Annotated in this window: 25 protein-coding genes; 13 read left to right on the top strand and 12 right to left on the bottom strand. The window is 32.6% G+C overall.

The window, feature by feature from the left end; translation table 11 throughout:
- Positions 1 to 95 precede the first annotated feature (95 nt).
- From recR to IEV77_RS13090, 3 genes are all read left to right on the top strand, one after another.
- Complete coding sequence (gene recR / locus IEV77_RS13100) at positions 96 to 713, top strand: recombination mediator RecR (RefSeq protein ID WP_188465550.1); 618 nt, start codon at positions 96 to 98, stop codon at positions 711 to 713.
- 8 nt (positions 714 to 721) lie between these two features.
- A complete protein-coding gene (locus tag IEV77_RS13095) occupies positions 722 to 1,828 on the top strand; it encodes a glycosyltransferase family 2 protein (RefSeq protein ID WP_188465548.1) in 1,107 nt (368 codons plus the stop codon).
- Positions 1,829 to 1,908: 80 nt separating this feature from the next.
- Positions 1,909 to 3,222 (top strand): dihydrolipoamide acetyltransferase family protein, encoded by a 1,314-nt coding sequence (locus tag IEV77_RS13090; RefSeq protein ID WP_188465546.1) that lies wholly within the window; start codon positions 1,909 to 1,911, stop codon positions 3,220 to 3,222.
- 108 nt (positions 3,223 to 3,330) lie between these two features.
- On the opposite strand, the gene IEV77_RS13085 is transcribed toward IEV77_RS13090, so the two are convergent.
- From IEV77_RS13085 to IEV77_RS13075, 3 genes are all read right to left on the bottom strand, one after another.
- Complete coding sequence (locus IEV77_RS13085; protein WP_188465544.1) at positions 3,331 to 3,942, bottom strand: class I SAM-dependent methyltransferase; 612 nt, start codon at positions 3,940 to 3,942, stop codon at positions 3,331 to 3,333.
- A gap of 335 nt (positions 3,943 to 4,277) precedes the next feature.
- Positions 4,278 to 4,931, bottom strand: coding sequence for an SdpI family protein (locus IEV77_RS13080; RefSeq protein ID WP_188465542.1), 654 nt, complete (start codon positions 4,929 to 4,931; stop codon positions 4,278 to 4,280).
- 4 nt (positions 4,932 to 4,935) lie between these two features.
- Positions 4,936 to 5,190: an autorepressor SdpR family transcription factor gene (locus tag IEV77_RS13075; protein ID WP_188465540.1), complete on the bottom strand. Its 255-nt coding sequence runs from the start codon at positions 5,188 to 5,190 to the stop codon at positions 4,936 to 4,938.
- A 244-nt stretch (positions 5,191 to 5,434) separates the two neighbouring features.
- On the opposite strand from IEV77_RS13075, the gene IEV77_RS13070 reads away from it, so the two are divergent.
- The 8 genes from IEV77_RS13070 to ftsY all read left to right on the top strand — a co-directional run bounded on the left by IEV77_RS13070 (position 5,435) and on the right by ftsY (position 10,473).
- Positions 5,435 to 6,211: a 3'-5' exonuclease gene (locus tag IEV77_RS13070; RefSeq protein WP_188465539.1), complete on the top strand. Its 777-nt coding sequence runs from the start codon at positions 5,435 to 5,437 to the stop codon at positions 6,209 to 6,211.
- 55 nt (positions 6,212 to 6,266) lie between these two features.
- Positions 6,267 to 6,878, top strand: coding sequence for a fumarylacetoacetate hydrolase family protein (locus IEV77_RS13065; RefSeq protein WP_188465537.1), 612 nt, complete (start codon positions 6,267 to 6,269; stop codon positions 6,876 to 6,878).
- A gap of 1 nt (position 6,879) precedes the next feature.
- On the top strand, positions 6,880 to 7,221 hold the full coding sequence (locus tag IEV77_RS13060) for an Hpt domain-containing protein (protein WP_188465535.1): 342 nt from the start codon (positions 6,880 to 6,882) through the stop codon (positions 7,219 to 7,221).
- Positions 7,221 to 8,468: a competence/damage-inducible protein A gene (locus IEV77_RS13055; RefSeq protein ID WP_188465533.1), complete on the top strand. Its 1,248-nt coding sequence runs from the start codon at positions 7,221 to 7,223 to the stop codon at positions 8,466 to 8,468. The genes IEV77_RS13060 and IEV77_RS13055 overlap by 1 nt, the downstream gene beginning before the upstream one ends.
- Positions 8,469 to 8,582: 114 nt before the next feature.
- The gene (gene rpmB / locus IEV77_RS13050; RefSeq protein WP_188466246.1) at positions 8,583 to 8,819 is read left to right on the top strand and encodes a 50S ribosomal protein L28; all 237 of its coding nucleotides are present in this window, start codon (positions 8,583 to 8,585) and stop codon (positions 8,817 to 8,819) included.
- A gap of 24 nt (positions 8,820 to 8,843) precedes the next feature.
- Positions 8,844 to 9,026, top strand: a complete 183-nt coding sequence (gene rpmG / locus IEV77_RS13045; RefSeq protein WP_109307876.1) for a 50S ribosomal protein L33 — start codon at positions 8,844 to 8,846, stop codon at positions 9,024 to 9,026.
- Between the two features lie 108 nt (positions 9,027 to 9,134).
- The gene (locus tag IEV77_RS13040; protein ID WP_109682495.1) at positions 9,135 to 9,287 is read left to right on the top strand and encodes a DUF4295 domain-containing protein; all 153 of its coding nucleotides are present in this window, start codon (positions 9,135 to 9,137) and stop codon (positions 9,285 to 9,287) included.
- A 211-nt stretch (positions 9,288 to 9,498) separates the two neighbouring features.
- Complete coding sequence (gene ftsY / locus IEV77_RS13035) at positions 9,499 to 10,473, top strand: signal recognition particle-docking protein FtsY (RefSeq protein WP_188465531.1); 975 nt, start codon at positions 9,499 to 9,501, stop codon at positions 10,471 to 10,473.
- Between the two features lie 3 nt (positions 10,474 to 10,476).
- On the opposite strand, the gene IEV77_RS13030 is transcribed toward ftsY, so the two are convergent.
- The gene (locus IEV77_RS13030) at positions 10,477 to 11,442 is read right to left on the bottom strand and encodes a fibronectin type III domain-containing protein (RefSeq protein WP_188465529.1); all 966 of its coding nucleotides are present in this window, start codon (positions 11,440 to 11,442) and stop codon (positions 10,477 to 10,479) included.
- Between the two features lie 172 nt (positions 11,443 to 11,614).
- Here IEV77_RS13030 and rimO point away from each other — a divergent pair, with 172 nt between their 5' ends.
- The gene (gene rimO, locus IEV77_RS13025; protein WP_188465527.1) at positions 11,615 to 12,922 is read left to right on the top strand and encodes a 30S ribosomal protein S12 methylthiotransferase RimO; all 1,308 of its coding nucleotides are present in this window, start codon (positions 11,615 to 11,617) and stop codon (positions 12,920 to 12,922) included.
- A gap of 258 nt (positions 12,923 to 13,180) precedes the next feature.
- Here rimO and IEV77_RS13020 read toward each other — a convergent pair whose 3' ends face one another.
- The 8 genes from IEV77_RS13020 to IEV77_RS12990 form a co-directional block, all read right to left on the bottom strand.
- Positions 13,181 to 13,483: a HigA family addiction module antitoxin gene (locus IEV77_RS13020; protein WP_188465525.1), complete on the bottom strand. Its 303-nt coding sequence runs from the start codon at positions 13,481 to 13,483 to the stop codon at positions 13,181 to 13,183.
- Positions 13,484 to 13,494: 11 nt separating this feature from the next.
- The gene (locus IEV77_RS13015; protein WP_188465523.1) at positions 13,495 to 13,776 is read right to left on the bottom strand and encodes a type II toxin-antitoxin system RelE/ParE family toxin; all 282 of its coding nucleotides are present in this window, start codon (positions 13,774 to 13,776) and stop codon (positions 13,495 to 13,497) included.
- A gap of 309 nt (positions 13,777 to 14,085) precedes the next feature.
- Positions 14,086 to 16,578, bottom strand: coding sequence for a M14 family metallopeptidase (locus IEV77_RS13010; protein WP_188465522.1), 2,493 nt, complete (start codon positions 16,576 to 16,578; stop codon positions 14,086 to 14,088).
- 354 nt (positions 16,579 to 16,932) lie between these two features.
- Positions 16,933 to 17,181, bottom strand: coding sequence for a YdeI/OmpD-associated family protein (locus IEV77_RS17600; RefSeq protein ID WP_308419220.1), 249 nt, complete (start codon positions 17,179 to 17,181; stop codon positions 16,933 to 16,935).
- Between the two features lie 80 nt (positions 17,182 to 17,261).
- On the bottom strand, positions 17,262 to 17,570 hold the full coding sequence (locus IEV77_RS17595; RefSeq protein ID WP_308419227.1) for a DUF1801 domain-containing protein: 309 nt from the start codon (positions 17,568 to 17,570) through the stop codon (positions 17,262 to 17,264).
- A 66-nt stretch (positions 17,571 to 17,636) separates the two neighbouring features.
- Positions 17,637 to 17,846: a helix-turn-helix domain-containing protein gene (locus tag IEV77_RS13000; RefSeq protein WP_188465520.1), complete on the bottom strand. Its 210-nt coding sequence runs from the start codon at positions 17,844 to 17,846 to the stop codon at positions 17,637 to 17,639.
- A gap of 3 nt (positions 17,847 to 17,849) precedes the next feature.
- A complete protein-coding gene (locus IEV77_RS12995; protein ID WP_188465518.1) occupies positions 17,850 to 18,389 on the bottom strand; it encodes a DUF2975 domain-containing protein in 540 nt (179 codons plus the stop codon).
- Between the two features lie 104 nt (positions 18,390 to 18,493).
- Positions 18,494 to 19,075 (bottom strand): MiaE family protein, encoded by a 582-nt coding sequence (locus tag IEV77_RS12990; RefSeq protein ID WP_188465517.1) that lies wholly within the window; start codon positions 19,073 to 19,075, stop codon positions 18,494 to 18,496.
- 117 nt (positions 19,076 to 19,192) lie between these two features.
- Between IEV77_RS12990 and bshC the strand changes: the two genes are divergently transcribed.
- Positions 19,193 to 20,797, top strand: a complete 1,605-nt coding sequence (gene bshC / locus IEV77_RS12985) for a bacillithiol biosynthesis cysteine-adding enzyme BshC (protein WP_188465515.1) — start codon at positions 19,193 to 19,195, stop codon at positions 20,795 to 20,797.
- The last annotated feature ends 4 nt before the right edge of the window (positions 20,798 to 20,801 follow it).

Raw genomic sequence — 20,801 nt, 5'->3', positions numbered from 1 at the left:
ATAGCAAAATCCAAATAAAATAGTCACAGAAATCACAATTAAAAAGAATCAAGTAAAATTAGTGTAATTTGAGTCTAAGTAGTAAATTCGCAGCTATGGAATTTTCCTCGAAACTTTTAGAAAAAGCAGTTCATGAAATGTCGCAATTACCAGGAATAGGTAAGCGTACGGCATTACGTTTGGTGTTACATCTATTAAGACAACCTGAAGATCAGACGCTTCAATTAGTTAAAGCCTTGGAATCCATGAGAACAGAAATAAAATTCTGTAAAAGTTGTAATAATATTAGTGACCACGAGATTTGTGAAATTTGTGCTAATCCTCACAGAAGCAACGAAATAATTTGTGTGGTTGAAGATATTCGCGATGTCATGGCTATAGAGAACACCAGTTCATTTAAAGGTCTTTATCATGTTTTAGGTGGAAAAATTTCTCCTATGGATGGCATTGGTCCCAACGATTTAAATATTCAACCTTTGGTAGAAAAGGTGAAACAAGGAACAGTAAAAGAGCTTATTTTTGCTTTAGGTTCCACGATGGAAGGAGATACTACCAATTTTTATATTTATAAACAAATACAGGATTACAAAATAACAACTTCAACTATAGCTCGAGGGATTTCGGTTGGAAATGAATTAGAGTACACAGACGAAATTACCCTTGGACGAAGTATTATTAATCGCATCCCTTTTGAATTATCATTAAAATCTTAACCTAGTTTTTGAAATTATCTGTCATCATATTAAATTATAACGTACGCTATTTCTTGGAGCTTTGCCTAAGAAGTGTTGAGGCCGCGGTTTCAAATATCGATGCTGAAATTATAGTTATTGACAACAATTCTCCAGACGATAGTTGTGAAATGGTCAAGCACCTATTTCCAAAAGTTAAATTAATTGAAAACAAAACTAATGGTGGGTTTTCAACAGGAAATAATATAGGAATTAAACAAGCAAAAGGGGAGTACCTTTGCATTTTAAATCCAGATACAGTAGTAGCTGAAGATACCTTTACTACACTTTTAAGATTTGCAGACACTTTACCAGATTTAGGTCTATTAGGCTGTAAATTAATTGATGGTAAAGGCGATTTTTTACCAGAAAGTAAACGTAATATCCCAACACCAATGGTTTCCATTCAGAAACTTCTTGGATATTCAGAACCTTATTATGCCAATCATTTAAGTCCAGATCAAATTGGAAAAGTGGCTATGTTGGTTGGTGCATTTATGATTGTTAAGAAAACCGTTTACTTGGAAGTAGGAGGCTTGGACGAGGACTATTTTATGTATGGCGAAGACATCGATTTATCTTATAAAGTTTTAAAGGCAGGGTATCAAAATTATTATAATTCAGATACAACGGTTATTCATTTTAAAGGAGAAAGTACCTTAAAAGATAAAACCTATGCTAAAAGATTCAATGGAGCTATGCAGTTGTTTTTTAAGAAACATTTTAAACCCAATTGGCTTTTTAATATTTTAATATGGATTGGAATTAAAATAGTTTCCATTTTTTATCCAAAAGGAGAAGCAACTTCTAGTAATGTCAGTGAGTATGTATTTATTTCAAATGATAAAAACTTACAACTTCAACACACGCTGGACAAAAATATGGAGACTCAAGAAAGAGTTTCAAATTATGTTCCACATGTGGAATATATATTAGATTTGAATTTTCTAGGTTTTAAAAGAGCCATTAAGATCCTTTTAGGAAACCAGAAGAATTCGCCTAGTACTTTTAAATTCTTGCTAACATCATCCCAAGTTATTTTAGGAAGTAATAGCTCTAAAAGTCGCGGAGAAGTCATTCATATAAAAAATAATTAATTGAATAAACTGCAATAGAATTAATGAATTTTCATTAATTTTGCATTCATTATTTAAAAAAACATCTTTCCATTACAGATATGGCAAAATTTGAATTAAAACTCCCGAAAATGGGAGAAAGTGTAGCAGAAGCGACTATTACTTCTTGGTTAAAAGAAGTAGGGGATACTATTGAATCAGACGAAGCAGTTCTTGAAATTGCCACTGATAAAGTAGATAGCGAAGTACCTAGTGAAGTCACTGGCGTTTTAGTTGAGAAATTATTCAATGTAGACGATGTGGTTCAGGTAGGACAAGTTATTGCTATTATTGAAACAGAAGGCGAAGGATCAGTTGAAGCTCCAAAAGCAACACCTGCTAAGCAAGCGGTTACAGAACAAACATCTGTTGCTCAAGTAGCGAAAACAGTTGAGGTTGCTCAAGAAATCGTTACTTCAGTAAGTTCTTCGGAAGATAGATTCTATTCTCCTTTAGTTAAAAATATAGCTAAAAAAGAAGGTGTTTCTCAAGCGGAATTAGATACGCTTGCGGGAACTGGAAAAGATGGTCGTGTTACTAAAAATGATATTTTAGAACATTTAGAATCTAGAAGTGCCACACCACAACCGGTAAAAACTACGGAAGCTCCAAAAGCAACCCCTGTTAAAACTGAAAAACCAGTACAAGCTCCTATTATTTCTAGTGAAGGCGACGAAATTATTGAAATGTCTAGAATGGGCAAGCTAATTGCACATCACATGGTACAATCGGTTCAAACGTCTGCGCATGTGCAGAGTTTTATTGAGGCAGATGTTACTAAAATATGGAATTGGAGAAAGAAAGTTAAAGATGGCTTTTTTAAGCGTGAGGGCGAAAATTTAACCTTCACACCAATTTTTATGGAAGCTGTAGCAAAAGCATTACGCGATTTTCCAATGATGAATATTTCCTTACAAGGAGATACAATAGTTAAGAAAAAACATATCAATTTAGGAATGGCCGCCGCTTTAGGAGATGGAAACTTAATTGTTCCTGTTATTAAAGATGCAGACCAACTTAATTTGGTTGGTATGACTAAAAAAGTGAACGATTTAGCTAACAGAGCTAGATTAAACCAATTGAAACCAGACGATATTCAAGGCGGAACTTATACAGTAACCAACGTTGGAACTTTTGGTAGTATTATGGGAACTCCAATTATCAGTCAGCCACAAGTAGGTATTTTAGCTCTTGGAGCCATTAGAAAAGTACCGGCAGTTGTAGAAACACCTGAAGGTGATTTTATTGGTATCCGTTACAGAATGTTCTTATCGCATTCTTACGACCACAGAGTTGTAAATGGTGCGTTAGGAGGACAATTTGTAAAAGCTGTTAAAGATTATTTAGAGGCTTGGGATTCTAATAGAGAGATCTAAACAAATCCCTTTGAAAAAAGGGATCTTATCATATAACGCAAAAAAGCACAATCTTAAGATTGTGCTTTTTTTGTTTCCAGGTTGAATAAATACAAGTTTTAGTGGTGTTTATTTTTTATCAAAAACAGATTTTTCTGCTATAATTAAATTTTCATCTATTTTAAAGCCATGCCAGTTATTTTCAATTTCTTTAAATTCTAATAATTTTGTATTAAAGCCAACACTTTTTAATCTGTTTATTAATCCTTCAGCAGAATATATACGTAAATGATCCTTTTGTCCAAAATGTATTAGTCTTTCCTCATCTGTTTTTACGGTATCATTTTCATATATATCACCAGCTTTAAAAGGTGTTTGAATAATGCACCTTCCTTCAGGTTTAAGAATTCTTTCGAGTTCTTCCATCGCTTTTGTATCGTTTTCAACGTGCTCAAGTATGTGATAGCAGATTATTAGATCGTACGCATCATTAGGTTCGTCTATGGATTCTATATTTAATCTTTTTGTTGCATTAAATTCCCCTACGAAATCGGTAGTAATATATTCGATGTCATTAAATGATTCTATTTTTGTTTTTAAACTTTTAGAAGGAGAAAAGTGTAAAACTTTTTTTCCATGAATGTCATTTTCTAGTATGCTCCATAATCTTCTTGTTCGTGCTAAACTGCCGCATTTTGGACATAGCTTGTCATTATTATCTAATTTGATGAAATTTGACATTTTAAAAAGACAAATGTTACATTGGAATTTATTACCTATATAAGCTATTGATATCAGACTACGTAAAAATTTCTCATTGTGTTTAATTATAGTCTTTGGAATTATTCTTTTAAATTTTTCGTACATGTAAAATTTGTTTATAGCACTTCTATCTAGGTACTTGGTATGAAAGAGTTTTATTGGTTCATATCTTTTGTCATCTGCCTTCCCGCAGACAGGCACGAAGTTCGACTATTTTTTCAAAACATCAAATTCACATTCAAGGTTTGTATAATCATAAAACAGAAACTTAGGATTCTGCTTTATTACTTTTAAAACTTTTTATTTTGAAAAGTTTAAGCGGTCTGCTTTTCTTTTTTATATTCAAAATAAGAAAACAGAATAGGAATGATGGTTATGATGCCTGTAATAATAAGAAAGACAGTTCGATTAATTTGTTGGCTTAAAACCAAACTTCCTAAAATAATGACAAAACCTCCTACAAACCACATTTTACCTGCCATTTTATGGGTCTTTTTCCAAACACTTTCGCTCTCTAAAGTCCAAGGTGTTTTAATGCCTATAAAATAATTAGGTTGAATCGTTTTGAAATAATTTCCCAGGATTAAAAATAAAACTCCTATTCCTAGAATGAGGTAATTCGGATTTTCCAAAGATTCATTTTTTGCAGAATATAAAATAAATAATGCCAATAAAGACATGAAAAGAGTCAAGAGAATCTTCATGTTTTGAAGTTTGTTTCCCATCGCATTTAATTTGTTTTTAGGATCAATTTTTGGGACTATTAGAAAAATTAAATACATAAGTAAAGGCAGTAAAATAGGGATAAAAATAAGCATGCCTTTATCTCCATAGGTGTTAATGTCACCATTAATATTCCATTGAAGCGGGACTTCCTGAGGTAAGGAGTTCCAGATATAAGCCAAGTAAATAAAGGGTAGTAAAATAATAGGTATTAGCGGTAAATCTTTTTTAAGTGTTGGTTTCATCAAGTTATTTTTTCAAGGTTAGTATCCAGTTTAATAAGTCTTCAAATATGGTGGTGTTTAGTGAGTAAACTATAAATTGGCCTTTCTTTTCGCCAATAATTAAGTCTGCTCGTTTTAAAATATCAAGATGATGTGAAATACTTGGTTTAGAGATGTTGAATTCATCAGCAATTTCTCCTGCATTCATATCTCTTTCCTTTAATAAGTCAATAATCTGTCTTCGTGTTTCGTCATTTAAAGCTTTGAATAGGGAATTCATTTCATTTAGTTATTTAGACAAATATCTAAATACTTTTTGAAGTTTCCAAATATTTGTTTTTTTTATTTCATCACATACAACAGATACAAAATAAGTTAGTTTATAAATTATAATTCCTTCATGTTTTCAAGAGAGAAAAATTGGCTATTAATAAGGTGTAAAATAAAATTCTATACCTAAGGTTTATATCACTTAAAACGCCTTTTATATTTATTCTCATTATCTTTGTGCAAAATAAATGGACATGCAACTTAATCTTACAAAACCCATCTGCTTTTTCGATTTGGAAACCACAGGCATCAATATCACAAACGATAGAATTGTGGAAATATCCATCCTGAAAGTTTTTCCAGATGGCAAAGAAGAAAGCTATACACGTTTGGTAAATCCTACTATTCCTATTCCTCCTGAGGTGACATTAATTCATGGAATTTCGGATGATGATGTGGCAGATAAACCAACTTTTAACGATTTGGCTAAAGAAATTTATAACCTAATTAAAGATTCAGATTTAGGTGGTTTTAATTCGAACAGATTCGATATTCCTTTATTAGCAGAAGAAATGCTTCGTGCAGACATCGATTTTGATATGAAAAACCGATTATCTGTAGATGTACAGACCATCTTTCATAAAATGGAACAAAGAACACTTGTGGCTGCTTATAAATTTTATTGCGATAAAAGCTTAGAAGATGCACATAGTGCAAAGGCAGATACTTTAGCTACTTATGAAGTTTTAAAGGCTCAAGTAGCAAAATATGAAGAAATCGAAAACGATACCAAGTTTTTAGCAGAATTTAGTTCTAGAAAAAAGTTTGCCGATTTTGCTGGATTCCTAATCTATAATAAGGAAGATGAAGAGTGCTTTTCTTTTGGAAAACATAAAGGAAAACGTGTTCTAGATGTTTTAGAATCTGAACCTGGTTATTTTGGATGGTTGCTTAATGCAGATTTCCCACTATATACTAAAAAGGTATTGACAGCTATCAAATTAAGACAATTTAATAATAAACTCGATTAAGTAGTTTCAGTCTCAACTTAACAACAAACAACAAACGACTCAACTTTTTTTACTAATGAAAATCATTTGCATAGGAAGAAATTATACAGATCATATTAAGGAGTTGGAAAACGAAAAACCAACAGATCCTGTAATCTTTTTAAAACCAGACACTGCTGTTTTATTAAAGAAGCAACCATTTTTTATTCCAGATTTTTCTGATGATGTGCATCACGAAGTGGAAATTTTAGTGAAAATCACTAAAGTTGGAAAGCATATCGATAAAAAATTTGCTCATAAATATTATGACGAGATTGGTTTAGGAATTGATTTTACAGCAAGAGATTTACAAGCCAAACTAAAAGAAAAAGGTTTGCCATGGGAAAAAGCCAAAGCCTTTGATGGTGCAGCTGTTATTGGAAATTGGATGTCTAAGGAAGATGTTAAGGATGTAAATAATATCTCATTTACTTTAGAAAAAAATGGCGAAGTGGTGCAAACTGGAAATACCAGTTACATGCTCTGGAAAATTGATGAATTAATAGAATATATCTCAAAATATTTCACTTTAAAGATTGGAGATATTATCTTTACAGGAACTCCTGCTGGAGTTGGGAGAGTAAATGCAGAAGATAAATTAGTAGGATTTTTAGAAAACAAGCAAATGTTTTCAATAACAGTAAAATAAAATGGAACAACATTATAAGTTATTTAGAGTAAGAGAATTAGCCGATGGTGACGAAGATTTCGTAAAAGCCTTGGCTGAAGCCTTTTTAGGGGAAGTACCTGAAGATGCAGAACGTTTACGAGTAGCAGTTTCTGAAAAGGATTATTACAATACCTATCAAGCGGCTCATAAAATGAAGCCAACCATAGATATGTTTGAGCTTGGAGTGCTTCAAGAGTTAATTGAAGTCCAAGATTGGGGTAAATTCGAAAAAACAGGTTTAGATATCTCAGAAAAGTTAGAGATTGTTATTACTGCTATTAAAAATACTTCAGAAGAAATGAAGGCAGATTTCAACTTGTAATGCAAGCAGAAATTATAACTATAGGCGACGAAATTCTTATTGGCCAAATTGTAGATACTAATTCTGCATTTATAAGCAAGATTTTAAATACAATTGGTGTTTCTGTATATCAGATTACTTCTGTGCAAGACGATAAAGAACATATCTTAAAATCTTTAAAAGAAGCAGAAGAGAATGCTGATATTATAATCATTACGGGAGGTTTAGGACCAACCAAAGACGATATTACTAAAAAAACCATAGCCACATATTTTAACGATACCTTAGTTCAAAGCGATGCTGTTTTAAAAAACATCGAGCATCTTTGGGAGCAATATATCAAGCAACCCTTGAGCCAAGTGAATATCGATCAGGCACTGGTACCTTCAAAAGCTAAAGTTTTAATGAATGTCAATGGCAGTGCGCCAGGCATGTGGATGGAAAAAGATAATAAAGTATTTATTTCACTTCCAGGAGTCCCATTTGAAATGAAAGCTTTAATGGAAAACCTGGTTATTCCTAAATTAAGAGAAACCTACAAATTTCCATTTATAAAACATACCACCATTTTAACTTATGGTTTGGGAGAAAGCTCTTTAGCAGAAAGAATTGAAGCATGGGAAGATAATTTGCCAAGTTTTATAAAACTCGCTTATTTACCAGGATTAGGACGTGTGCGTTTACGTTTGTCTGCAAAAAACATGGATAAAGCATTGGTTGAAGCAGAAATGCAGCAGCAAATAGATTCCCTTTTGCCACAAATTCAAGATATTTTTGTTGGGTTTGAAGCAGATGATTCCATTGAAGCTGTTATAGGAAGTCAGTTAACTCATTTAGGGAAAACGGTTGCTACTGCAGAAAGTTGTACTGGAGGGAAAATAGCAGAATCTTTCACCAAAATTGCAGGCGCTTCAAAATATTTTAAAGGAAGTGTGGTTAGTTATGCCACTCAAGCTAAAATAGACATCTTAAATGTTCCAGAAGAACTTATTGAGCAATATTCTGTAGTTAGTTCTCAAGTAGCAGAGGCGATGGCTAAAAGTGCTTTAGCTTTATTTAAAACAGATTATGCCATTGCAACTACCGGAAATGCAGGGCCAGACAAGGGAGACTCTCCTGCAGAGGTTGGTACTGTTTTTATTGCAATAGCCACAAAAGATACCGTTTTTTCTGAAAAATTCAACTTAGGAAATCACCGAAAAAAAGTCATAATGAAAGCTGTAAACAAGGCTTTTGAAATGCTTCAAAAAGAAATTTTAAAAAAGTAACAATTTTAGTTTGCTGATATTGTAAAGTTTTACTAAATTTGCAGCCTGTTTAAAATCATTTGTAAAAGGATGATTGAAAAAATAGACCAATTAATCATAATAAAGTTAGAAGAAATGTCAAGAGTTTGTGAACTTACTGGAAAGAAAGCGATGGTTGGAAACAACGTGTCTCACGCAATGAACAAAACAAAACGTAAATTTGATGCGAATCTTATTAAAAAACGTTTTTATCTTCCAGAAGAAGATAAGTGGGTAACTTTAAAAGTTTCAACTGCGGCTTTAAAAACTATTAATAAAATAGGTATTGCAGCTGCAATGAAAGAAGCTAAATCAAAAGGGTTTTATAAATAATAACCTCAATTAAAAGTTAAGAAAATGGCAAAGAAAGGTAATAGAATACAAGTAATTTTAGAGTGCACTGAGCATAAAGAGTCTGGTCAACCAGGAACTTCTAGATACATTACTACCAAAAATAAAAAGAACACTCCTGATAGAATGGAAATTAAAAAATTCAATCCTATCTTAAAGAAAATGACTGTTCATAAAGAAATTAAATAATTAGTTATTTACATTAGTAAAAATCTAATTTGAAGTTTTTATCAGTTGAAATCGTCAAAGAACATTAATTAAGAACTTTAGTTATTAAAGTTTCAAAAAATATAAAACATGGCAAAGAAATCAGTTGCATCGTTACAAACAGGATCTAAAAGATTAACAAAAGCAATAAAAATGGTTAAGTCTCCAAAAACAGGAGCTTACATGTTTGTTGAATCTATTATGGCTCCGGATCAAGTTAACGAGTGGTTATCTAAACAATAATCCTTACTTGTAAAACATATTTTAAGCTGCTTTCTAATTTAGAGAGCAGCTTTTATTTTATTTATTCCCTCGAAAGAGGGAATCTTTTTATGTATACTAAAGGTGTTTTAAAAAATATTCATTTTCTTTACAAATGATTTATATGACAAATGTTCAGCCAATTCACTTAGGCAGGATTTTTGATTTATGAACGTAATAGAATCGATATAGAATGAGTTTTTTCAAAAAAATATTTTCTTCAGAAAAAAAGGAAACACTAGATAAAGGTTTAGAGAAATCCAAAACCAATTTCCTTAATAAGTTAAGCAAAGCAGTTGCCGGTAAGTCTAAGGTAGATGATGATGTTCTAGATAATCTAGAAGAAATCTTGGTATCCAGTGATGTTGGTGTTAATACAACTCTTAAAATTATTAAACGTATTGAAGCTCGCGTTCTAGAAGATAAATATCTTGGTACAGACGAACTTAATAAAATTCTTCGTGAAGAAATCGCTGGTTTACTAAGTGAAACAAATTCTGGAGAAGAAACAGAATACACCATTCCAAAACTTCCTTTAGATGCTGAAGGTAATAAAACGCCTTACGTTTTAATGGTTGTAGGTGTAAATGGAGTTGGGAAAACAACGACTATCGGAAAATTAGCTTATCAATTTAAAAAACAAGGCCTTAATGTGGTTCTTGGAGCTGCAGATACTTTTAGAGCGGCTGCCATAGAGCAATTACAGGTTTGGGCAGATAGAGTAGATGTGCCAATGGTTAGACAAGATATGGGTAGCGATCCTGCTTCTGTAGCATTTGATGCTATGCAATCTGGAGTGAATCGAAATGCCGATGTGATTATTATCGATACAGCTGGACGTTTACATAATAAAGTGAATTTAATGAACGAGCTTACCAAGGTAAAACGTGTCATGCAAAAAGTGATTGTAGATGCACCTCACGATGTTTTATTGGTATTAGATGGTTCTACAGGACAAAATGCCTTTGAGCAAGCAAAGCAGTTTACAGCAGCAACCGAAGTAACCTCACTTGCGGTCACTAAATTAGATGGTACAGCCAAAGGTGGTGTTGTTATTGGTATTTCAGATCAGTTTCAAATACCAGTTAAATATATTGGAGTAGGTGAAGGCCTAGAAGATTTACAAGTATTTAATAAATACGAATTTGTAGATTCTTTCTTCAAGTAAAAATTATTGCTTAGTGTAAAATGCAGAGTACAATAAATCATCGTAGGCTTCTACGATATACTCTACTACAAAATTGCCATTAGGAAAGACATGACCACTTGTGCTAAAAACCATTTCACTATAAGTACCTTGAAATAATTGTTGATCAGGAATTATAATTTCTCCACATGAATTTTCAAAATTATAACCTTGGTCGGTGTTATAGTATCCAATGGGCCAATGTCCGGTTGTTTGGGTCTTGTAATAATTAGGAGAAATTAATGTAATGGTTTCAATACCTAGATCAACCACAAATCCGTCATGTCTGGTTACCGTAACTTGATAAGACCCAGTTAAATCTTGAGAGATTGTAGTTATTGTTAAAGCTTCAGAATATTCGCTATAACTATCCGAGCCACAATTGGCTCGAACATAAATATCATAAGTAATTCCTTGACTAATATTTGAATCTATTATAATATTATTTTCTGTGGTGGTCTTAACTCTTCCTGTACCTAATGCAAACCCAGACACACCATATTCTACTTTAAAGGAAGATTCGCCATTAGTTTCCCAATTTAAAGAGATACTGCATATATCAACATTTTCTAAATTAAGTGAAGTTGGTTGCTGACAAGCTATTTCTGTATTAAATGAATTAGGGCCTATGGCATCACTATAATTAATATCACTACAAATAGTCGTGATATAGAAATCATATGCAGTAGCTGGAGTAAGTCCAATTAAATTATAACTAGAATCAGAAGTCATAATATTAGTTCCTTGTCCTTGAGTAAAACCTGAAAATCCGTATTCAATTTGATAAGAATTGGAGTTGTTGGTTGTCCAATTTATTAAAGCAGAATGTGCTGTAATCGAATTTGTTGTAATATTAACTGGAGAATGACATGTGTTTGAATCGTCTGTATTGTCACTTGAACAGCTAAATACAAATAATAAGAGGGAAAGAAAAAGAATAGTATGTTTCAAAGTAGTTTTTATTAGAATTAGGACAAGCTAATATAGAAATTGTTGCCTTATAATGGAAGATTATACTTCAATTTTTAAAATGTGTAATAAACTCTAAAAAGAAGACTATATTTGCAGTCTGTAAAAATGGTGTTATTAATAAAAAAAATCTCCACTTTCGTAGTAAAAATATATGAGAACAAAATCGCTTAAAAAGAACAAAATCAATGTGATAACTCTTGGCTGTAGTAAAAATGTTTACGATAGCGAAGTGTTAATGGGACAACTTAAAGCCAGTGGTAAAGATGTTGTACATGAAGAGGAAGGAAATATTGTGGTTATAAATACTTGTGGTTTTATTAATAATGCCAAAGAAGAAAGTATTAATACCATTCTTGATTTTATGCAGAAAAAAGAAGATGGTGAAGTGGATAAAGTTTTTGTGACTGGATGTTTAAGCGAACGTTATAAGCCAGACTTACAAAAAGAAATTCCAAATGTGGATCAGTATTTTGGGACAACCGAATTGCCAGCTTTATTAAAGGCTTTAGGGGCAGATTATAAACACGAATTGATTGGTGAACGTTTAACTACGACTCCTAAAAACTATGCTTATTTAAAAATAGCTGAAGGTTGCGACAGACCTTGTAGTTTTTGTGCCATTCCAATTATGCGTGGAAAACACAGATCGACACCTATTGAAGAGATTGTTATTGAAGCTGAAAAATTAGCAGCTAATGGTGTTAAAGAATTGATTCTTATCGCACAAGATTTAACTTATTACGGCCTAGATTTATACAAAAAGAGAAACCTTGCTGAGCTACTTGAGGCTCTTGTAAAAGTAGAAGGTATTGAGTGGATTAGATTGCATTACGCATTTCCTACAGGATTCCCTATGGATGTGTTGGATGTTATGAATCGTGAGCCTAAAGTTTGTAATTATATAGATATTCCCTTACAACATATATCAGATCATATTTTAAAAAGTATGCGTCGTGGTACAACCAAAGAGAAAACAACTAAGTTACTTAAGGAGTTTAGAAAAGAGGTTCCAGAAATGACTATTAGAACGACTCTTATTGTTGGATATCCTGGAGAAACTGAAGAAGATTTCCAAGAATTAAAACAGTGGGTTACAGACATGCGTTTTGAGCGTTTGGGTTGTTTCACTTATAGTCATGAAGAAAACACACATGCTTATAACTTGGAAGATAATGTGCCAGAAGATGTAAAACAAGATCGCGCGAATCAGATTATGGAAGTACAGTCTCAAATTTCTTGGGAGTTAAACCAAGCTAGAATCGGACAAACATTTAAAGTGGTTATCGATAGAAAAGAAGGTGAATATTTTGTTGGACGTACGGAGTTTGATTCTCCAGACGTAGATAACGAAGTTCTTATAGATGCAACTAAAACCTACTTAAAAACAGGGGAGTTTGCTAATGTTATTATAACGGAAGCGGCAGATTTTGATCTTTATGCTGAAGTAGCTGTTGTTTAGAGTGTCACACTAATCGCTGATTACTGAACCAAGTTGAAGTGAGTCGAAGTGCATGCAAAGCAACTAATCTGCAAAGCAACTAATACATAAAATAAATACAGAACCCTGTCGTGAAAATGACAGGGTTCTGTGTTTAGAATATATAAATTCCTCATTTCTTCAGAATGACAAGGTTGTTTTTGAACTAATCTAATTTAACGGCAGACTAAAGATGTATGTTAAGAGTTTCACTTCTTTTCTTAAACATTAATTAAGGTATTAGGCTACATTTTTATCAGCGAACTTTTTTATATCGTTTAGTTCTTCTTTTTTATTTTCTTTTTCTTCTTCAATATCATAATCATCTTGGATTCCGAGCCAGAATTTGGCAGAATTCCCAAAATATTTACTTAAACGTAAAGCTGTGTCTGCTGTAATTCGGCGATTTCCTTTTATGATTTCTGAAATTCTGGTCTGCGGAATTTTCAAATCCTTTGAAAGACGGTATGCTGTAATTTCAAAAGGCTCAAGAAATTCGTGATTTAAGATTTCTCCAGGATGTATATTTGCTAATTTCTCCATTTTTTCATCATTTAATGATAATCTATTATTTCCACTTCACTAGCGTTTCTTTTGTCCCAAATAAAGATAATCCTCCATTGTTTATTAATCCGAATGCTGTAAAATTCACTTAATCTTCCAGTCAGTTTTTCTAGTCGGTTTGATGGTGGAATTCGCAAATCGGCAATGTCCTCTGAATTATTCAACATTCTTAATTTTCGACGTCCCACGTTCTGAATTTCAATCGGCATTTTCTTAACCCGAATACCGTTCCAAATTTGTTCTGTTTCTTTTGAGCCAAAGGATAATATCATATCTTTAACGTTACTAACGTCAAAGGTAGGTAAAATAATTGAATGTTATCTGGATTTCTTAAGTATTGATTAAGACTAGTTTAAACACATTTTAAACCTCCACTAGGTTCACAATAAGTTAATTTACTCGGCTGTTAAACCAAGGTCGACTTTTACGGAGATGTTTCTGTCATTTATAGGGTCACACTGAGCCCACATGTCCACTGAAGTACAAATGAAAAAGGAGTCAAAGTACAAAAAGAAGAATCTGTCACTTAAACTCATAGATTCCTCCTGGCTTCGGAATGACATGTTGTTTACAAATATTTATTATAATTCAAATGCATTGTTATTAACAAAGAAAATGGCATTTACAAAAAAGAGCTTCCCATTTTGCCAGAAATTTCTAAATAAGGTATTATCTACCATATAAATCATACTCCCATTTCCTAAGCGCTCTTCTCCAAACACCAAAGAATTATCTAGTTTTTTCAGAGCTTCTTTTCCGGCAAAACCTGCAACATTTTTAGGTTGATCTCCTAAATAGGCAATATTATAATCTGCTTCCAATAAGCTGTAAGATTCACTTCCTTGTTTTAATGTAAAATATTCCTTCCCATATCCAAAGGCCATAGGATGTGTGTTATCTACCGTAGTTCTAAAAATAGCTCCTGTAATTAAGTCGTTAGTATCATTTCGTTCTCTTTCAGCATATGGGATGATGTTGGTTTTTGTAGAATCTTTAGGAAATGTATTCATTTTCAAACTAAACCCGTCCTTATCGGCAAAACTTTTTAAAGCTCCATCTATCGCAATCACTTTTCCTCCTTTACGAACCCAATCTTGAAGTTTTTCTATATTGGCTTCATCAAAAAGATCTTTGTAATTCCCATTAGCAAGAATTAAGATGGTGTATTTGTTTAAGTTAACACCGTCAAAACTATTTGTATTTATGGAAGTTACGGGATATTGTAATTCTTGCTCAAAAAAGTACCACAATTCTCCATAACTTAAGGAATAGGTGCTATTACCAGAAAGCATAGCGATTTTTGGGGGTCTTATCAATTTAACGTCTGGCGAGCCAAAATCAGGTCCTGATTTTGAAAAACCACTGGTGGCTGCAAAAGCATGTCTATTAAATTTGTTAGCAGCTTCAATTACTTTAGCGTCAAAATCCGTAACATTTTTATTATCGCCTCTAGTAATAATTAGAGAGCCTCTATCAAAAAACTGCTCTGGGTTTCTAGTGGTAAAAGGTTTTTCACTAAAACGAACTTTTATGTTTTGCTTTAATATGTCGGCTAAAAACGTAGCATCTTCCATGCTATTCCATTTCAGAATATATGCAACAGCTTGGGTATTTATAGAGTTCTTGATTGGAGTAATTTCTGCAACGCTAGTAGAAGCCAAACTTTTACTAGCCACAGCCTGCAAGCCATAAGCATACGGCAGACTCCAAGCAGTAATATCGTAGGTTATCGAGTCTGATAATTTAGACTGAGGTTCAAATAAAGCAGTCACCATTTTTCCTTTGGGCTGCTTGGTACTTACTACCAAATCCATGGTTGATGTGTTTAAAGAGCCGTCTTTTGATGTATTATAATTGTAACCAGAAACCTTTCCTTTTGTCGCATTGCCATATGAAATTTCGTGAGTGTCTAGTAAGGTTTTTAGCGCATTGATGTTATCTTGATTGCCTTGCATCACATAACTTTTGTATTTTAATTGGCTGTTGTCAAAATATTTTTTGAATTCACTATTTAGTATTTTTGCATTTTTAGAAGCCATTTCTACGGTTGATAAACCAGAGACATTATGGTGTGCAACGCGATCTACTAAAGTAAGCTCGATCCCTTCATCGTTAATAATTCCTAAACCAGATTGTCCTCCTTGTTCGTAGGTCATTCCAATGGCACCTAAATAAGTTGGATACGTATCTCCATAACTTGGATATAACAAATCGAAACGTTCTCGAGTAAAGTATAACCAGCCGTTTCTATCAAAATAAGAGGCATTATTTTGTCCTATTTGCGTTTGAAAATCACGTTGCCAATCGGTAATTATTTCATGGAAAGGTTCTGCTGCAGGTGCAAAATAGTAAGGTTCATTAATGCCTTGTTCATGAAAATCTACATGTATTTGTGGTAGCCATTTGTTATAAACTTTAATGCGCGCTTGGGTTTCTGTTTGCGAGGCCCAAACCCAATCTCTGTTCAAATCAAACAGATAATGGTTGGCTCTTCCTCTTGGCCAAGGCTCATCATATTCACTGGCTTGTTGGTCGGAATCATATGGCGTACTTGCAGTTTCATTATACCAATTAACATATCTATCACGCCCATCAGGATTCACGCAAGGATCAATGATAATCATGGTATTGTTTAGCCAGTCTTGCTTCTGGGTAACTAGGGTATAAAGTGTTTCCATTGATGCTTCTGTACTCGACGCTTCATTACCATGAACATTATAACTTAACCAAACAATGGCCACATCTGTTGTGTTAGAAGTACCATCTAAAATCCCAGCATTTTTTAAATTGTTTTGCTGAATGGTCTCACGCTTACTCATATTGTCTTTGGAACTCAAATATGCTAGATATAGAGGTCTATGTTCATAGGTTTCTCCATATTTTTCAAGTACGACTTGATTAGGCATACTTTCAGCTATATATTTGAAATAGTCTATGACTTGATGATATCTTGTAAACCGAGTACCCAATTCGTATTCTAAAAATTCTGAAGGGGACTTTATGTTTTGTGATGTTACATTGAAAGTGCAGAAAACAGCAGAAACAATTAGAAGGAATTTTGTATATGATTTCATAAGGTGAATGATAAACGGCTAAAGTAATTAAATTAGGGGTTTAAAGATTTGTTTTTATCATGAATGTTTTAGATGAAAAGTTAAATGAGAAGAGACTAAAATTTAGTTAAAAACAGTTAGATTTTTAATTAAAAAAATCACTAAAAATAATAGACTTAGAGTTTTAAAAAAGGGTTTCTGTCATTCAGAGCAAAGCGAAGAATCTGTAACTTAAAGATATAGTTTCTTCTTATAGATGGAATAACATAGTTAATTTAAGTACTTAGGTTGTAAGTTGTTTTATTTTTAGGATTTTGATTTAACACTTAATACCCATTTGCTGGCACAAAGTCAAAACAAGCTTGCTTTTTCAACTTATTCTAATTGTTTGTGAGAGCCATCACAATTAGGTTTTCGTTTAGATAATCCACAAGTACAATCGTTTAAACCATAACCATCAAGTATTCTTTCCATGTTTGTTTCAATTCGTGAAAATCGGGTTTTGGCTTGTTTTGGTTTAGTAAAATGTAAAAGATAACCTCTTTGTCTTCCTTCAGTTAGATTTTTAAAGGCTTTTTTAAATTCCGGATTTACTTCAAATAGTTTCTTTAATTCTTCTGGCATTTCAAATTCTGACGTTTTTTTCTTTTTTACCTCTAGGCCTGCTTTTTCAACTTCAATAGCTTCATAAATATAGGCTTTGATTACAGATTCACGTTCATTAATTTCTGAAGTACTTGTAAACCTAATTTGTCTTGTAGATTGCGTGTTTTCTGTTGATGGACTAAAATATTCATGGAGTCCTTCAACAAGGCTCCCTTGTGGAAAAGAATCGCACAATAATTTTTAAACTCGTGAATTAATACAATATTTTTATTCTTATAGGTATAGCAAGGATGCATCCATTTATATTCTTCGTCCAAACCACAATCAAGGATGAGCTTGCGAAGTTTCGTTAATTCCTTATTCCATTTTTTAAGGTTATTAAGATAAGTATCTACTTCTTGATTCATATTTACTGGGTCTGTCTGCCAATTAGCAGAATCGAAGTTAGTGTATTTCAGGAAAATATTCAAATACTAACTGTCTTGTTCATTCACCAACAAATCTCCAGGTTGGCAATCTAATGCTTCACAAATAGCTTCCAAGGTGCTAAATCTGATGGCTTTTGCTTTTCCCGTTTTAAGAATGGATAAATTTGCTAAGGTTAAGCCTACTTTTTCTGAGAGTTCATTTAGGGACATTTTTCGCTTGGCCATCACAACATCTAAATTTACAGTTATTGCCATGACTTATACAGTTAGTTCATTTTCGGTTTGCAAATCAATCCCTTTTTTGAAGATGAGAGAAATGATAAAAATAATTCCTGCCAGAAGTAGAAATTCCTTGCCTCCGTCTAAATAGTACTGTGTGTCAAGTATAGATTCTTTGCTTCTAATAAGCCAAATATTATATCTGCTTGCTATAATGGCTAAAACCCCAATGCCTAAAGCAATATGGCTAATCTTGCTGATTAATAAAGAGGTAGCTTCAGTAAAAGGTTTTTTAAAATCAATTTTTGAGAAAATCTTGAGAACCAAAAAGGCTAAATACCCTTTTAAAGCTGAAATAGAAATAATGAAACTTGCTACATGAATGTAATACCACTGATTGGTGTTTTGTAATTCAGATAAATCAAGTCCTAGGTATAAATTACTTGCAGCTTCTGGGTTTACTGCCAAGCTTACAATAAAAGAGATTAGTAAAGCCCCTGTTTTAATGCATAATCCAATAAATACAACCCAAAAGATCACTTTCATGGCTGTAAGAATAAGGTCGGTTTGTGTTTTCATTATTATTCGATTTAAAATTATTTAAAGCAAATATCAATAAAAATTTATTGAAAAACAATAAAAATATATTATTATTTAATAAATAACATAATCCTTAAGAATATTTAACCATGCATTGTTTCTTCCTTTCCGTAGCTTTTAATTACTTCTCCTTCAAATTCTATTAATTCTTTCCAGCGCTTGTCTACATCTACATCTTGGCCATATTGTCGGGCAAATCCAATAAAAGTTGTGTAATGTCCAGCTTCACTAATCATTAATTCATGATAAAATTTAGAAAGCTCTGGATCTTTAATTTTTTGAGATAAAAGTTTAAAACGTTCGCAACTTCTGGCTTCAATCATGGCTGAAAACAAAAGTCTATCTACCATGCTTTGAACTCTGCTTCCGCCTTTATTCATAAACTTATAAAGCTCATTGACGTAACTATCCTTGCGTTCGCGTCCAAGTGTATAACCTCGTTTTTTGATAATGTCATGTACCATTTGAAAATGTTCAAGTTCTTCTTTTGCCAAAGCAAGCAATTCCGTAACTAAATCTTCATGTTCCGAATTTAGCGTGATAATAGTAATAGCATTCGTAGCTGCTTTTTGTTCGCACCAAGCGTGATCTGTTAAGATTTCTTCAATATTCGTTTCAACAATATCAACCCATCTTGGGTCTGTAGCTAATTTTAAACCAAGCATATCTCTATTTTTAGGTAAATATAAGTATTCTTTCTAGCTCTAAACCACATATATTTTAAGTTATTTTTAAGACTATAAACCGTATCTTTACTTTTTTAAAAACAGTAAAGAAACACTATGCCATCAGACTGTATCCCCTTTAAAGACACCAATTATTTCTCAGCTTTAATTTGTAATTATTTAGATGAAGAAGACCATCTAAAACCTTTCTATAATAGGTTTCCTAACCTGGGGAATTTTAAAAATCAAATAGAAGAAAAAGGAATATCTTTTTCAGAAAAGTCTAGAACAACTTTGGTGTCCAGTTTAAAACATCAATATCAAGACCTGAAAATTTCATCGCTTACAGATCAAAATATTCAATCTTTACTAGAAGAAAATACCTTCACAATTACAACGGGTCATCAACTTAATTTGTTTACAGGACCTTTGTATTTTTTCTATAAGATTATTTCTACCATCAATCTATGCAAAGAGCTAAAACAAGCCTATCCAAAGCAAAATTTTGTACCTGTTTATTGGATGGCAACAGAAGATCATGATTTTGAGGAAATTAATTATTTTAATTTTGAAGGTAAAAAAATCCGATGGAATAAAGATGCTTCAGGAGCTGTAGGAGAATTAGATTTAGAAGGGTTACAACAAATATCAGATCTGTTTGGATCGCATTTAAATTCTGGACAAAATGCTGAAAGTTTAAAGATTTTGTTTGAAAAGGCTTATACCAAACATGCTAATTTAACCGATGCCACCAGATATTTGGTAAACGAGATGTTTGCAGAAACAGGTCTTGTTATAATTGATGGAAATGATACAGATTTAAAGCGTGAATTTATTCCTAATGCAAAAGACGAATTACTAAATCAAACGTCTTTCAAGAAAGTTACTGAGACTTCTGAACAACTGAATACCTTAACCGAGAACTATAAGATACAAGTTAATCCAAGAGAGATTAATTTATTTTATTTAAATAAAAATCTGAGAGAACGTATTGTTTTTGAAGAAGAGATCTTTAAAGTTCTAAATACAAATATTAAATGGAGCAAGGACGAGATAATAGAACACCTCAATGAGTACCCAGAGCGTTTTAGTCCCAATGTTATTTTAAGACCTTTATATCAAGAAGTGATTCTTCCAAACCTTTGTTATATTGGAGGAGGTGGAGAATTGGCTTATTGGTTTCAGCTAAAGTCTAATTTTGAAGCACATCAAGTGCCTTTTCCTATTTTATTACTTAGGAATTCTGCTTTGTTAGTGTCAGAAAAGCAACAGGCTAAACTGGAAAAATTAGAGCTTACTTTAGCAGATTTATTCCTGAATCAAGTCGACTTAATTGAAAAAGTAACCAGAAAACTTTCGGAAATAGATATCGATTTTTCGAACCAAAAGAATCTCTTAAAAAAGCAATTTGAAGACTTATACGATTTAGCTAATAAAACGGACAAGTCATTTCTAGGAGCAGTCTCTGCTCAAGAAAAGAAACAAATTCAAGGTTTAGAGAATCTTGAGAAAAGATTATTAAAAGCTCAAAAAAGAAAATTAAAAGAGATTTTAGACCGCGTAGTTTTACTTCAAAACGAATTATTTCCAAATCAGAGTCTTCAAGAACGACAAGCTAATTTTTCTGAGTTTTATTTGGAGTATGGAGACCAATTTATTCAGCAGTTAATGTTAAATTTGCAGCCTCTAAAAGGAGAGTTTTTAATATTAAATTTAGAGTAATTCC

Source organism: Xanthomarina arctica (genome assembly GCF_014638915.1).
In the GTDB taxonomy this organism is placed as follows: Bacteria; Bacteroidota; Bacteroidia; order Flavobacteriales; family Flavobacteriaceae; genus Xanthomarina; species Xanthomarina arctica.
Note: the sequence above shows the minus strand (reverse complement) of the source record. Positions and strands in the feature narration are given on the sequence as shown.

Coding starts and splice junctions, on each gene's coding strand:
- IEV77_RS13020 (WP_188465525.1), bottom strand. CDS start 13,483: ATGGAGAAATTAGCAAATATACATCCTGGAGAAATCTTAAATCACGAA.
- rimO (WP_188465527.1), top strand. CDS start 11,615: ATGAGAACAAAATCGCTTAAAAAGAACAAAATCAATGTGATAACTCTT.
- IEV77_RS13065 (WP_188465537.1), top strand. CDS start 6,267: ATGAAAATCATTTGCATAGGAAGAAATTATACAGATCATATTAAGGAG.
- IEV77_RS12995 (WP_188465518.1), bottom strand. CDS start 18,389: ATGAAAACACAAACCGACCTTATTCTTACAGCCATGAAAGTGATCTTT.
- IEV77_RS13080 (WP_188465542.1), bottom strand. CDS start 4,931: ATGAAACCAACACTTAAAAAAGATTTACCGCTAATACCTATTATTTTA.
- ftsY (WP_188465531.1), top strand. CDS start 9,499: ATGAGTTTTTTCAAAAAAATATTTTCTTCAGAAAAAAAGGAAACACTA.
- IEV77_RS13070 (WP_188465539.1), top strand. CDS start 5,435: ATGCAACTTAATCTTACAAAACCCATCTGCTTTTTCGATTTGGAAACC.
- IEV77_RS12990 (WP_188465517.1), bottom strand. CDS start 19,075: ATGCTTGGTTTAAAATTAGCTACAGACCCAAGATGGGTTGATATTGTT.
- rpmB (WP_188466246.1), top strand. CDS start 8,583: ATGTCAAGAGTTTGTGAACTTACTGGAAAGAAAGCGATGGTTGGAAAC.
- IEV77_RS13010 (WP_188465522.1), bottom strand. CDS start 16,578: ATGAAATCATATACAAAATTCCTTCTAATTGTTTCTGCTGTTTTCTGC.
- IEV77_RS13060 (WP_188465535.1), top strand. CDS start 6,880: ATGGAACAACATTATAAGTTATTTAGAGTAAGAGAATTAGCCGATGGT.
- rpmG (WP_109307876.1), top strand. CDS start 8,844: ATGGCAAAGAAAGGTAATAGAATACAAGTAATTTTAGAGTGCACTGAG.
- bshC (WP_188465515.1), top strand. CDS start 19,193: ATGCCATCAGACTGTATCCCCTTTAAAGACACCAATTATTTCTCAGCT.
- IEV77_RS13015 (WP_188465523.1), bottom strand. CDS start 13,776: ATGATATTATCCTTTGGCTCAAAAGAAACAGAACAAATTTGGAACGGT.
- IEV77_RS13075 (WP_188465540.1), bottom strand. CDS start 5,190: ATGAATTCCCTATTCAAAGCTTTAAATGACGAAACACGAAGACAGATT.
- IEV77_RS13085 (WP_188465544.1), bottom strand. CDS start 3,942: ATGTCAAATTTCATCAAATTAGATAATAATGACAAGCTATGTCCAAAA.
- IEV77_RS17595 (WP_308419227.1), bottom strand. CDS start 17,570: ATGAATCAAGAAGTAGATACTTATCTTAATAACCTTAAAAAATGGAAT.
- IEV77_RS17600 (WP_308419220.1), bottom strand. CDS start 17,181: ATGCCAGAAGAATTAAAGAAACTATTTGAAGTAAATCCGGAATTTAAA.
- IEV77_RS13040 (WP_109682495.1), top strand. CDS start 9,135: ATGGCAAAGAAATCAGTTGCATCGTTACAAACAGGATCTAAAAGATTA.
- IEV77_RS13055 (WP_188465533.1), top strand. CDS start 7,221: ATGCAAGCAGAAATTATAACTATAGGCGACGAAATTCTTATTGGCCAA.
- IEV77_RS13090 (WP_188465546.1), top strand. CDS start 1,909: ATGGCAAAATTTGAATTAAAACTCCCGAAAATGGGAGAAAGTGTAGCA.
- IEV77_RS13000 (WP_188465520.1), bottom strand. CDS start 17,846: ATGGCAATAACTGTAAATTTAGATGTTGTGATGGCCAAGCGAAAAATG.
- recR (WP_188465550.1), top strand. CDS start 96: ATGGAATTTTCCTCGAAACTTTTAGAAAAAGCAGTTCATGAAATGTCG.